General features: G+C 72.2%; 11 protein-coding genes. 4 read left to right on the forward strand and 7 right to left on the reverse strand.

The genetic code is table 11. The features are described 5' to 3' along the window. Window positions 1–72 precede the first annotated feature (72 nt). The 4 genes from ACIQ1J_RS32290 to ACIQ1J_RS32305 form a co-directional block, all read right to left on the reverse strand. The gene (locus ACIQ1J_RS32290) at window positions 73–1572 is read right to left on the reverse strand and encodes a hypothetical protein (RefSeq protein WP_403562454.1); all 1500 of its coding nucleotides are present in this window, start codon (window positions 1570–1572) and stop codon (window positions 73–75) included. Beyond that, a complete protein-coding gene (locus ACIQ1J_RS32295; RefSeq protein ID WP_403562456.1) occupies window positions 1554–2384 on the reverse strand; it encodes an ABC transporter ATP-binding protein in 831 nt (276 codons plus the stop codon). Before ACIQ1J_RS32295 ends, ACIQ1J_RS32290 begins: the two co-directional genes overlap by 19 nt. 193 nt (window positions 2385–2577) lie before the next feature. Then, on the reverse strand, window positions 2578–3951 hold the full coding sequence (locus ACIQ1J_RS32300; RefSeq protein WP_375920793.1) for an aspartate aminotransferase family protein: 1374 nt from the start codon (window positions 3949–3951) through the stop codon (window positions 2578–2580). Window positions 3952–3953: 2 nt separating this feature from the next. Further along, window positions 3954–4469: an Lrp/AsnC family transcriptional regulator gene (locus ACIQ1J_RS32305; protein WP_210960361.1), complete on the reverse strand. Its 516-nt coding sequence runs from the start codon at window positions 4467–4469 to the stop codon at window positions 3954–3956. A gap of 237 nt (window positions 4470–4706) precedes the next feature. Between ACIQ1J_RS32305 and ACIQ1J_RS32310 the strand changes: the two genes are divergently transcribed. The 3 genes from ACIQ1J_RS32310 (at window position 4707) to ACIQ1J_RS32320 (ending at window position 8153) form a co-directional block, all read left to right on the forward strand. Beyond that, window positions 4707–6146 carry a gamma-aminobutyraldehyde dehydrogenase gene (locus ACIQ1J_RS32310; protein WP_386515483.1) on the forward strand — a complete coding sequence of 480 codons (1440 nt, stop codon included), beginning with the start codon at window positions 4707–4709 and terminating at the stop codon, window positions 6144–6146. Between the two features lie 245 nt (window positions 6147–6391). Continuing rightward, complete coding sequence (locus ACIQ1J_RS32315) at window positions 6392–7582, forward strand: spermidine/putrescine ABC transporter substrate-binding protein (protein WP_403562459.1); 1191 nt, start codon at window positions 6392–6394, stop codon at window positions 7580–7582. Window positions 7583–7598: 16 nt separating this feature from the next. Then, window positions 7599–8153: an HXXEE domain-containing protein gene (locus tag ACIQ1J_RS32320; protein ID WP_403562526.1), complete on the forward strand. Its 555-nt coding sequence runs from the start codon at window positions 7599–7601 to the stop codon at window positions 8151–8153. Here ACIQ1J_RS32320 and ACIQ1J_RS32325 read toward each other — a convergent pair. The 3 genes from ACIQ1J_RS32325 to ACIQ1J_RS32335 all read right to left on the reverse strand — a co-directional run bounded on the left by ACIQ1J_RS32325 (window position 8131) and on the right by ACIQ1J_RS32335 (window position 11223). Continuing rightward, window positions 8131–9300: a serine hydrolase domain-containing protein gene (locus tag ACIQ1J_RS32325; RefSeq protein WP_403562461.1), complete on the reverse strand. Its 1170-nt coding sequence runs from the start codon at window positions 9298–9300 to the stop codon at window positions 8131–8133. The two genes, ACIQ1J_RS32320 and ACIQ1J_RS32325, sit on opposite strands and share 23 nt — an antisense overlap. Before the next feature lie 157 nt (window positions 9301–9457). Continuing rightward, window positions 9458–10162, reverse strand: a complete 705-nt coding sequence (locus ACIQ1J_RS32330; protein WP_403562527.1) for a glycerophosphodiester phosphodiesterase — start codon at window positions 10160–10162, stop codon at window positions 9458–9460. After that, complete coding sequence (locus ACIQ1J_RS32335) at window positions 10159–11223, reverse strand: adenosine deaminase (RefSeq protein ID WP_403562463.1); 1065 nt, start codon at window positions 11221–11223, stop codon at window positions 10159–10161. The genes ACIQ1J_RS32330 and ACIQ1J_RS32335 overlap by 4 nt, the downstream gene beginning before the upstream one ends. Before the next feature lie 156 nt (window positions 11224–11379). Between ACIQ1J_RS32335 and ACIQ1J_RS32340 the strand changes: the two genes are divergently transcribed. Next, the gene (locus ACIQ1J_RS32340) at window positions 11380–12093 is read left to right on the forward strand and encodes a DUF4190 domain-containing protein (RefSeq protein ID WP_403562465.1); all 714 of its coding nucleotides are present in this window, start codon (window positions 11380–11382) and stop codon (window positions 12091–12093) included. Window positions 12094–12101 lie beyond the last annotated feature (8 nt).

The raw sequence follows: 12101 nt of genomic DNA on the forward strand, positions 1-12101 counted from the left end.
TCGCGGGTTCGCGAACTTCTTCGAGAATTTTTCTGCCGGGTCGGAGGGGCCGGCCGGGCGGGTGAGGAGTGGTCAGCCGGCCAGTGGCAGGGACGCCAGCTGCGCGACGATCAGGGTCAACGGACCGAACAGGGCGAGCAGCGCGCCGGCGCGCACGGCGGCGGCGGCGCGCAGGGTGGCCGGGGGCGCGCCCAGCAGCAGCAGGGCGTCCCTCGTGTCGGCGCGGGCGTGCTTGGCCTCGACGGCCGCGGTGAGGAGGGTGGCCACCGTGCAGCCGGCGACCAGGAGGGCGCCGAGGACGCTCAGCGGGCCGAAGTCCGGTCCGTCCGTGCCGTACAGGACGCTTCCCGCGTAGGCCGCGGCGGCCACGGCGCAGACGACGCCGAGGGGGCGGCCGACGCGGTGCGACTCCTCCATCAGGACTCGGCCGGCCAGGAGGCGCAGGGCGCCGGGGCGGGCGGTCTGGAGCAGGCGGCCGCACAGGTGGGTGAGGCCGGGGCCGGCCATGGCGAGGCCCAGGACGGTGAGGGCCCAGCCGAAGAGGACGCCGGCGGAGGGGGTGGCGTCGGGGGCGGGGGCGGCCGTGTTGCCGGCGTAGGTCTCCACGGCGAGGCCTGCGGCGAGGACGGTGATGCCCCAGGGGAGGGTGGTGGTGTCCTGGGGGCGGGGTGTGGGCGTGGGCGGGGGGGTGGTTGTGGCCTCGGTCGGGGTCGGGGTCGGGGTCGGGGTCGGGCGGTCGGGTACGGCGTCCGGCGTCGGCTGCGGGCCGTCCGTCGGGGGCGCCGGGTGGGTGGCACTGGTCTGCGTCAGCAGGGCGCCGCCTGCGCCTACCCGTGCCGCCCCAGCGGCACGACTGCCCGCAGGGGGTGCCGCGAGGCCGCCCGCGGGGGGTGTTGCGGCGGGGCTGCCCGCAGGGGACGTGGCGGGGCTGCCCGCGGGCGAGGCCGGGGCCAGGCGGGCGCCGTAGCGGCCGTATGTGCCGAAGGTTTCCCGGGCCGCTCCCCAGCCGTACGCGCCGAAGCGGCCGTAGCGACGGGAGCCGGTGGGCGGGGTGGGCCGGGGCTCGCGGGGGCGCAGTGTGAGCGCCACTGCGGCCGAGGCGGTGGCCGGTACCAGGCTCAGCAGCGTCAGCGCCGCCGGGAAGGGGAGGGGTTGGCCGACTGCCAGGGCGTCGGACACGGCGCCGTCGAGGGGCCGGCCGGTCAGATCGCCGCGCAGGTGGAGGAAGACGAGCAGGGCCACCACCGAGCCGAACGCGCCGGTCAGGGCCGTAGTCGTCGCCGATACGGCCATCAGGCGGCCGGGACCCAGGCCGATCGCCGACAGCCCGGGGCGGGGCCGGGTGCCGGGGTCGGTGCGGGCCACGGCGACCGCGAGGTACACCGTGGCGGCGAGGGGCGCCGCGCACCAGGCCAGGTGGAGGGCGGAGGCGCCGGGTGTGTCCGGGTGGGTCAGCGCGTGGCCGAGGGCGCACAGCAGCAGGAAGCCCGTGCCCGCCGAGGCCACCGCGACCAGCAGTCGGCGCAGTTGGACGGCGAGGTGGGCGGCGCGGGTCAGGCGGAGAGCGAGCACGCCGCCAGGCCTTCCGTTCCGGAGGGCCCAGTGGTCCCTGTGGCGTCGGTTGTCCCTGTGGCTCCTGTGGCTCCTGTGGCTTCTGGGGCCCCGGTGGCCACCGTGGTCTCGGCGACCGGGGGCAGGTGCACGGTCCGTACCTGGCGCCCGTCCAGCAGTGCCACCGTGCGGTCCGCCAGGGCGGCGGTCCGCGCGTCGTGCGTGGCGAGGAGGACGGTGATGCCGTGCGAGCGGGCCGCCGTGGTGAGGGTCCGCAGGACGTGGGCGCGGTCGGCACGGTGCAGGGGGGCCGTCGGCTCGTCGGCGAAGAGGACCGCGGGGGTGACGGCGAGCGCGCGGGCGATGCAGACGCGCTGCCGCTCGGCCTGCTGGAGTTCGTGCGGGCGCCGGCGGGCCTTGTCGCCCACGTCGAGGCGCTCCAACCACTCCAGGGCGGCGGTCTTGGCCCGGCGTCGGCCGGCGCCGCGCAGCATGAGGGGGAGGGCGGCGTTCTCCCAGGCGTTGAGCTCCGGCACGAGCACGGGGGCGGGGTCGATCCAGCCGAAGCGGTCGCGGCGCAGGCGTTCACGGCCGAGCGGGCCCATGGTGTGCATCGGCACGCTGTTGAACCACACCTCGCCGTCCTGCGGCCGGACCAGCCCGGACAGACACCGCAGCAGCGTGGTCTTGCCACTGCCGCGCGGGCCGCTCACGGCGAGGATCTCGCCCTCGCGGACGCCGAGCGACACGCCTTGAAGCGCGGGGGAGCCGTCGTGGTGCTGGAAGCGCAGGGCGTGGGCCCGGAGCACGTCGTTGTCCGGCGGGGCCTCCATGGGCGTACACCTCGGTTCTGATCCGTATTTCCCCGGTCACATCCCTCTTCCGGGGGAACGAAGGCGGGGCCGATCGGTCACTGGGCACGGTAGGGAGTCGCTGAGGGGGAAGCCGGACAGCACGCGGCCCCGGGCCGCCGTTCTCACTCGAACGGGCGGCACCGGGGCCGGTGATGATCTTCCAGAAGGATGATCAGAGCTTCGTCCACGCCTCCGTCAGCGTGGCGCGCAGGATCTGCTCGATCTCGTCGAAGGTCTCCTGGTTGGAGATCAGCGGCGGGGCGAGCTGGATGACCGGGTCGCCGCGGTCGTCGGCACGGCAGTACAGGCCGTTGTCGAAGAGGGCCTTCGACAGGAAGCCGTACAGGATCCGCTCGGTCTCCTCGTCGTTGAAGGACTCCTTGGTGGCCTTGTCCTTGACCAGCTCGATGCCGTAGAAGAAGCCGTTGCCGCGGACGTCGCCGACGATCGGCAGGTCGAGGAGCTTCTCCAGGGTCGCGCGGAAGTTGCCCTCGTTGTCCAGCACGTGCTTGTTGAGGCCCTCGCGCTCGAACAGGTCGAGGTTGGCGATGCCGACCGCGGCGGAGACCGGGTGGCCGCCGAAGGTGTAGCCGTGCAGGAAGGTGTTGTCACCCTTGTAGAACGGCTCGGCCAGGCGGTCCGAGATGATGCAGGCGCCGATCGGGGAGTAGCCCGAGGTCATGCCCTTGGCGCAGGTGATCATGTCCGGGACGTAGCCGAACTTGTCACAGGCGAACGTCGTGCCGAGGCGGCCGAAGGCGCAGATGACCTCGTCCGAGACGAGCAGCACGTCGTACTGGTCGCAGATCTCGCGCACCCGCTGGAAGTAACCGGGCGGGGGCGGGAAGCAGCCGCCGGCGTTCTGCACGGGCTCCAGGAAGACGGCCGCGACGGTCTCCGGGCCCTCGAACAGGATCTGCTGCTCGATCTGGTCGGCGGCCCAGCGGCCGTAGGCCTCGGGGTCGTCGCCGTGGATCGGGGCGCGGTAGATGTTGGTGTTCGGCACCTTGTGCGCGCCCGGGACGAGCGGCTCGAAGGGGGCCTTCAGGGCCGGCAGGCCGGTGATGGACAGGGCGCCCTGCGGGGTGCCGTGGTAGGCGACCGCGCGGGAGATGACCTTGTACTTGGTCGGCTTGCCGGTCAGCTTGAAGTACTGCTTGGCCAGCTTCCAGGCGGTCTCGACCGCCTCACCGCCGCCGGTGGTGAAGAAGACCTTGTTGAGGTCGCCGGGGGCCTCGTTCGCCAGGCGCTCGGCCAGCTCCACGGCCTTCGGGTGGGCGTAGGACCACACCGGGAAGAAGGCGAGCTCCTGCGCCTGCTTCGAGGCCGTCTCGGCAAGCTCCGTGCGGCCGTGTCCGGCCTGGACCACGAACAGGCCGGCGAGACCGTCGAGGTAGCGCTTGCCCTTGTCGTCGTAGATGTGGGTGCCCTCACCGCGGACGATGGTGGGGACGGGGGCGTTCTCGTACGACGACATGCGGGTGAAGTGCATCCACAGGTGGTCGTACGCGGTCCTGCTGAGGTCCTTGGGGCTGTCGGTGCTCACGATTATCGGGTTCCCCACATATAGGTCTGCTTCTTGAGCTTCATGTAGACGAAGCTCTCGGTGGAGCGCACTCCGGGTACGGCCCGGATGCGTTTGTTGATGACGTCCAGAAGGTGGTCGTCGTCCTCGCAGACGACCTCCACCATCAGGTCGAAGGAGCCCGCGGTCATCACCACGTACTCGCATTCGGACATGGCCGTCACCGCGTCGGCGACGGACTCCACGTCGCCCTCGACACGGACGCCGACCATCGCCTGCCGGCGGAATCCCACGGTGAGCGGGTCCGTGACGGCGACGATCTGCATCACGCCCTGGTCGAGCAGCTTCTGGACGCGCTGGCGCACGGCAGCCTCCGACAGGCCCACGGCCTTGCCGATGGCGGCGTACGGCCGGCGGCCGTCCTCCTGGAGCTGCTCGATGATGGCGAGGGAGACGGCGTCCAACTGGGGACCGCCGTTCCTGGACTCGCGGGAGTCCTTCTGGTCTGCGCTTCGACTGGCCACGGCTTCACTGTGCACGACGTATCGACAGTTTCGCAAGGCCGGATCGATGAAATTCGTTGTCCACGAGGTCAGACTCTACGGATTTCGCAACCTTGGGGCGGCCGGGGGTGTTGAAAACGTCGGGTCTCCGTCTAGGGTGGGTGTCTCAGTGTTCGGACATCCGTCAGCGGTCATCCGACAGCCGACAGCGGTCAGCTGTGACGTCCGGACACCGGGAGACCTGAAGTAGACACCGAACTTGGAGGGCCGGCAGTGAGCACCGAGCTGCGTCGTCTGCGCAATTACATCGACGGTGAGTTCCGGGACGCCGCCGACGGACGGACCACCGAGGTGGTCAACCCCGCCACGGGCGAGGCCTACGCGACCGCCCCCCTGTCCGGGCAGGCGGACGTGGACGCCGCCATGGCGGCCGCCGCCGCGGCCTTCCCGGCCTGGCGGGACCTGGTCCCGGCCGAGCGGCAGAAGGCCCTGCTGAAGATCGCGGACGCGTTCGAGGAGCGGGCCGAGGAACTGATCGCGGCCGAGGTGGAGAACACGGGCAAGCCCATCGGGCTGACCCGCTCCGAGGAGATCCCGCCGATGGTCGACCAGATCCGCTTCTTCGCGGGCGCGGCGCGGATGCTGGAGGGGCGCAGCGCCGGTGAGTACATGGAGGGCCTGACCTCCATGATCCGCCGCGAGCCGATCGGCGTCTGCGCCCAGGTCGCGCCGTGGAACTACCCGATGATGATGGCCGTGTGGAAGTTCGCCCCGGCACTCGCCGCGGGCAACACGGTGGTCCTGAAGCCCTCGGACACCACGCCGGCGTCCACGGCCCTGATGGCCGACATCATCGGTTCGATCGTGCCCAAGGGCGTCTTCAACGTCGTCTGCGGTGACCGCGACACCGGCCGTCTGATGGTCGAGCACGAGACCCCGGCGATGGCCTCCATCACCGGCTCCGTGCGGGCCGGCATGTCGGTCGCCGAGTCGGCGTCGAAGGACCTCAAGCGGGTCCACCTGGAGCTGGGCGGCAAGGCACCGGTCGTCGTCTTCGAGGACACCGACATCCCCAAGGCCGTCGAGGGCATCTCGGAGGCGGGCTACTTCAACGCCGGCCAGGACTGCACCGCGGCCACTCGCGTGCTGGTCCACGAGTCGGTCCACGACGAGTTCGTGAGCGCGCTCGCGAAGGCCGCGTCCGAGATCAAGACCGGCCAGCCGGACGACGAGGACGTCATGTACGGTCCGCTCAACAACCCGAACCAGCTCAAGCAGGTCGTCGGGTTCATCGAGCGTCTCCCCGCCCACGCCAAGGTCGAGGCGGGCGGCCACCAGGTCGGCGAGAAGGGCTACTTCTACGCCCCGACCGTCGTCTCGGGCCTCAAGCAGGACGACGAGATCGTGCAGAACGAGGTCTTCGGCCCCGTGATCACCGTCCAGTCCTTCCGCGACGAGGACCAGGCCGTCGAGTGGGCCAACGGCGTCGAGTACGCGCTGGCCTCCTCGGTGTGGACCAAGGACCACGGCCGCGCCATGCGGATGTCCAAGCGGCTGGACTTCGGCTGCGTGTGGATCAACACCCACATCCCGCTGGTCGCCGAGATGCCGCACGGCGGCTTCAAGAAGTCCGGCTACGGCAAGGACCTGTCGGGGTACGGCTTCGAGGACTACACCCGGATCAAGCACGTGATGACGTCGCTGGACGCGTGACGTGCCTGGACGCGTGAACGTGCCTGGACGTGTGACGGACCTGGACGCGTGAACGTGCCTGGACGTGTGACGGACCTGGACGCGTGACGCACCCGGTGCGCGCGGCCCCGGACGGGATTCCCGTCCGGGGCCGCGGCGCGTGCGCACCGCGAACTCGCCCCGGTCGACAGGGTGTCGGGCCTGGGCGGAGGCGCTCGACGCAGCGTCGATTGTCCCTGGCAGGGCGGGCGCGGGATCCTGCGGCCATGCCCCTGCTCTCGAGGACGCCCACGCTCTCCCGCCGGGCGCTGCTGCGCGGCCTGGGCGGCCCCGCCGCACTCGGCGCGCTGGCCGGCTGCGGCGTGCCCGCCGCGTACGTCGCGCCGGGCGACCGCGCCGCGACCGACCGGTCCGCCACCGAGCAACGGCTGACCTGGGCGAACTGGCCGCTGTACATCGACACCGACGACAAGCGCCCGAGCCGGCGGCCCACGCTTGAGGCGTTCGAGAAGCGGTCGGGCATCTCCGTCGAGTACATCGAGGAGATCAACGACAACGACGAGTTCTTCGGCAAGATCAGCCCGTCACTGATGAACCACCAGCCCACCGACCGCGACCTGCTCGTCATCAGCGACTGGATGTGCGGGCGGTTCGTCCGGCTCGGCTGGGTGCAGGAGATGGACCGCTCCCGCCAGCCGAACGTCACCGAGTACCTCGACCCGCTGCTGCGTTCGCCCGCCTTCGACCCGGGTCGCAGGTCCACCGTGCCCTGGCAGTCGGGCATCACCGGCATCGCCTACAACCGCCGCGGGCTCGGCCGGGAGGTCCGGCACGTGTCCGACCTGTGGGCGGCGGACCTCAAGGGCCGGGTGACCCTGCTGTCCGGCATGGACGAGGCGTTCGCGCTGCTGATGCAGGGCAACGGCGTGGACATCGCCGACTGGACGGCGGACGACTTCCACACGGTCTGCGACCAGGTGGAGAAGCAGGTGGCCAAGGGCCAGATCCGCCGCTTCACCGGCAACGACTACATCAAGGACCTCTCCAGCGGTGACGTCCTGGCCTGCCAGGCCTACTCCGGTGACGTGATCCAGCTCCAGGCGGACGATCCGGACATCGAGTTCGTCGTCCCGGAGGAGGGCGCCGAGCTGTGGTCGGAGTCCCTGATGATCCCCAACCTGGCCCGCCACAAGGCCAACGCCGAGCGGCTGATCGACTACTACTACCAGCCCGAGGTCGCCGCCGAGCTGGCCGCCTGGGTCAACTACGTCTGCCCCGTCCCCGCCGCCCGGGACGTACTCGCCTCCTCCGGCGACGAGGCAACCGCCGCCCTGGCCGAGGACCCGCTGATCTTCCCGGACGCGGCGATGCGCGAACGGCTCGCCATCGCGCGGGACATCGCGGCGGGGGAACGGTCGGAGTTCGCCAAGCGGTGGAACGGGATCGTGGGGGTGTAGCAGACTGACCGGTGTGATGAATTCACCGGACGATGAAAAGGTGGGAGCGGCGGTCACGTTCGGTCTCCTGGCCGCCTGGGCCCTGCACGACGCCGAGGAACTGGCGACCGTGCCGGGCTGGTGGCGGCGCAACCTGCCCGCCCTGCGCGAGCGGTTCCCCACCGTGCCGGAGGCCGTGTGGCGACGGGCCGAGCCGGCCGACGGGCGGGAGTTCGCCGTCGCGGTGGGGGTGATGGCCGCGGTCGTGGCCTCCGCGTCCGCCGCGGGCCGGCTGACCGGCGGCCGGTCGGCGGCGTACCAGACCGCCCTCAACGCCTTCGGTCTGCACGGCCTGGTCCACCTCGCCCAGGCGGGGCTGGTGCGCGGCTACACGCCCGGGTCGGCGACCTCGCCCCTCGTCGTCGTCCCGTTCACCCTCTGGGCCCGCCACCGGCTGCGCCGCGCCGGTGTCCTGCACGCCACGCGCCCGCGTGACCTCGCCGTGGGGTTCGGCCTCGCGGTAGCGGCGGTGGCGGGCTCGCACGTGGTGGCGCGGCGGCTGACGGGGGCTACTTCAGCGAGGCCGCGGTGATCGCGCCGACGACCGGGTTCGCCTCCGCGCTCTTGGCATCCGTGGCGTTGACCGAGTAGACGAGGGTGCGGCTCAGGTCGCGGGTGCCGCCGATGACCGCGCTGTAGCCGTAGCGGGACCCCGACTTGCCCCAGAAGACCTCGCCGCCCACTTCCTGGCACTCCAGGCCAGCGCTGCGGGTCGCGCCCGTGACGCCCGCGGGGGTCGTGAACATCTCCTCCAACTCCGGCTGCGGCACGATCCGACCCTCGAACAGCTCCGTGAGCAGCCGCTCCAGGTCCGCGACGGTCGAGATCATGTCGCCGGCCGCCCAGCGGTCCGCGTGGTTCCACTCGGTCACGTCGACCAGCTCCACCGTCCCGTCCGGCTGCTCCACCGTCTGGTAGCCCCGGTTGTGCGGGCCGCGGATGCGGGGGTCGGTGCCCGGGAAGTACGTGTGACGCATGCCGGCCGGGCGCAGGACAAGGCGCGTGGCTTCGGCGGCGTACGAGCGTCCCGTCACCTTCTCGATCAGCAGGCCGAGGAACGTGTAGCTGATGTTCCCGTAGCGCTGCTGCGTCCCTGGAGCGAACTCCTCCGGTCCCTTCGCAATCGCCGACGCCGCGACCTGTTGCGGGGTGAGCGTGTCGAAGCGATGCGCGTACAACTCCGGGAAGTCCTTGCCGAGACCGTCACCGGCCTTGATGCCGCTGGTGTGGTTCAGCAGCTGCCGGACGCTGATCGGCTCCTCGAAGTCCGGCGTGAACAGGTCGGGGAGGTAGCCCTGCACCGGTGCGTCCAGGTCGATCCTGTCCTCGGCCGCGAGCCGCAGGACGGTGGCGGCGGTGACGACCTTCGTGACCGAACCGGCGCGGAAGCGGGCGTGGGGGTGTGCGGGCCGGCCACTGGCCAGATCGCGCACGCCGGCCTTGCCACGCCAGCCGCCGTCGGTGCTGCCGACCCGCACCAGGGCGGCCGTGGCGTGCTGATTCGGGACCCCGCCGATGGCGGCGCGCAGCGCCTTCCTGTCCAGCCCGTCCGTGGGCCGGTCGGTGGCGTGGGCGGCGACGGAGGCGGACGGTGCGGCGAACGCCGGTGCCGTCAACGGCCCGACGGACAGAGCCAGGACGACGGAGGCGGCGAGGACGGAGTGGGTACGGGCGCGCATCGACTGCTCCGGGGGTTGGGGCGGGTTCCGGCGGAAGGATCGCTGATCATCCTTGTGCGCCGCGCCCCTTGGCGGATCGTCGGTGAGGAGGGCGCCCGGCCCGGAGCTGGGCTCGGGGAAACCCCTTACAGGCCAGGGGCCTTGTACGGGATCGCCCCTACGGGAGGGGCCCGTCACCACGCAGGGCGCACAGCGTGCCGATGCGGTTCGTCGTGATCGAGTCGACGCCCAGGGCGAGCAGTCGGCGCATCGATCGGCGGGTGTCGGGGGTCCAGACGGAGAGCAGGTGGCCGTCGCGGTGGACGCGCTCGGCCAGCGGCCGGTCCACCAGCCCGAAGCGGTAGTTGAGCCAGCGGGGGCGGACCGCCGCCAGCAGCGCGGGCCGGGGCGGGGCCGCCGTGGTCCAGGTCAGCGCGATCTCGGCCGCCGGGTCGGCCGCTCGCACCGCGAGCATGACGGCGGGGCCCGCGCAGTAGTACACGCGGTCGCGCGCCCCGCACTCGCGGACGACGTCCACCACGCGCCGGGCCGCCCGCTCGCCCGGTCCGCCCGGCAGGTCGAGCATCAGCCGGCTGCCCTCGGTCGCGGCCAGCGCCTCCGCGAGCGTCGGTACCCGGCCCGCCGTCAGGCCGCGCACCTCGTCCGCCGACAGCGAGAGCAGCGGGCGGTCCTGCTCCCACAGGCGCTTGAGCGTCTCGTCGTGCAGCAGCACCGGCACGCCGTCCCGGGTGAGCCGTACGTCGATCTCGACCGCGTCCGCGCCCCGGCGCAGCGCGGAGCGCAGCGAGTCGAGGGTGTTCTCGCGGAACAGATAGGGGTCGCCGCGGTGGGCCACGGCGGTCACCCGGCGCGGGGTGCTCACGAGGATGCGAGCCACGTCGAGGTGTACGTGTCGATCTCGTCCCGGAGAGCCGCCTTGCCCTGAGCGTCCTGGAACGACGCCTCGACCCCGTTCTTCGCCAGGTCGGCGAGCCCGCGCTCGTCGAGGTCGAGGAGCCGGGCGGCGACGGCGTACTCGTTGTTGAGGTCGGTGCCGAACATCGGCGGGTCGTCGGAGTTGATGGTCACCAGGACACCGGCGCGCGTGAACTCCCTGATCGGGTGCTCGTCCAGGGTGCGCACCGCGCGGGTGGCGATGTTCGAGGTCGGGCACACCTCCAGGGGGATGCGCCGCTCGGCGAGGTGCGCCAGCAGCTTCGGGTCCTGCGCCGAACTGGTGCCGTGTCCGATGCGCTCGGCGCGCAGGTCGGTCAGGGCGTCCCACACCGTCTGCGGGCCGGTGGTCTCGCCGGCGTGCGGCACCGAGTGCAGCCCGGCGGCGATCGCCCGGTCGAAGTACGGCTTGAACTGGGGCCGGCCGACACCGATCTCGGGTCCGCCCAGCCCGAAGGAGACCAGTCCCTCCGGGCGCACCCGGTCGTCGGTGGCGAGCCGCGTCGTCTCCTCGGCGGCCTCCGTACCGGCCTCGCCCGGAATGTCGAAGCACCAGCGCAGTACGGTCCCGAACTCGGCCTCGGCGGCCTTGCGGGCGTCCTCGATCGCGGCCATGAAGGCGCCCTCGTCGATGCCGCGCCGGGTGGAGGAGAACGGGGTGATGGTCAGTTCGGCGTACCGCACCTGCTGCCGGGCCATGTCGCGGGCCACCTCGTACGTCAGCAGCCGGACGTCCTCCGGGGTGCGGATCAGGTCGACGACGGACAGGTACACGTCGATGAAGTGCGCGAAGTCCGTGAACTGGAAGTAGTCGACCAGCGCCTCGGGGTCGGTGGGGACCTTGGAGTCGGGATGGCGCGCGGCCAGTTCCGAGACGATGCGCGGGGAGGCGGAGCCGACGTGGTGGACGTGGAGTTCGGCCTTGGGCAGCCCGGCGATGAAGGCGTGCAGGTCGCGCGGGACGGCGGGGTCGACGAGGTGCTCAGTCAAGGGTTCCTCCCCGGAACGGCGGCCCGGGCCGCGCGGGGCGGTGGCGGGACGCGGGTGATCGGCTGATCGGTGGTTCGGGGATCATCGTAGGCCGGTCTCACGCCGGACGACCCGGGACCGTAGCATGGCGGGCACGATCGACCAGGGGGACACGACATGACGGACGCGACACAGCCCGGTGGGGACGCGAACGGCGCCCACGACCCCTGGGCGCCCCCGGAGAGCGGGCCGTCGCTGGACAAGGGCCGGCCCGCCGGTGCGGGGCAGCCGCCGTCCGTGCACGACCAGGCCACGATGGCGGCCATGCCGTCCGCCGGGTTCGGTGGTCCGCCCGCCGCGGTGCCGCCTCCGCCGATCGCGCCCGACGGCCCCGGCGCCCCTGACGGGTACGGCGCCCCTGACGGGTACGGCCCCCCGGGCGGGTACGGCGCTCCCGGCGGATACGGCGCGCCGGGCGGCCACAGCACCCAGGGCGGCTACGGCTACCCCGCCTATCCCCAGGGCTATGGCTGGCCCGGGGCTCCGATGCCGCCGCAGAACGGCATGGGCACCGCCGCGATGGTCCTGGGCATCCTGGCCTGCTGCATGTTCTGCGCGTACGGCGTGGTCTCGCTGGTGCTCGGCATCCTCGCCGTGGTCTTCGGGGTCAAGGGGCGCCGCAGGGCCGAGCGCGGCGAGGCCAACAACCACGGGCAGGCCCAGGCCGGCTTCATCATGGGCATCATCGGCATCGTCCTCGGCATCGCCGTGATGGCCCTGCTCGCCGTCGGGATCATCGCCGCGATCAACAGCGACTCCGACTACGAGGACCCCTACTACGGTGCCCCGCGCCCGGCGGCGGTCTCGGTGGCGACGCAGGCGCACGGCTGACGAAGCCG

Source organism: Streptomyces sp. NPDC097107, from assembly GCF_044762405.1.
In the GTDB taxonomy this organism is placed as follows: Bacteria; Actinomycetota; Actinomycetes; order Streptomycetales; family Streptomycetaceae; genus Streptomyces; species Streptomyces thinghirensis.

Bases quoted from the DNA above. Each gene is read 5' to 3' on its own strand.
- ACIQ1J_RS32295 (WP_403562456.1), bottom strand. From the start codon at position 2,384: ATGGAGGCCCCGCCGGACAACGACGTGCTCCGGGCCCACGCCCTGCGC.
- ACIQ1J_RS32315 (WP_403562459.1), top strand. From the start codon at position 6,392: ATGCCCCTGCTCTCGAGGACGCCCACGCTCTCCCGCCGGGCGCTGCTG.
- ACIQ1J_RS32320 (WP_403562526.1), top strand. From the start codon at position 7,599: ATGAATTCACCGGACGATGAAAAGGTGGGAGCGGCGGTCACGTTCGGT.
- ACIQ1J_RS32325 (WP_403562461.1), bottom strand. From the start codon at position 9,300: ATGCGCGCCCGTACCCACTCCGTCCTCGCCGCCTCCGTCGTCCTGGCT.
- ACIQ1J_RS32340 (WP_403562465.1), top strand. From the start codon at position 11,380: ATGACGGACGCGACACAGCCCGGTGGGGACGCGAACGGCGCCCACGAC.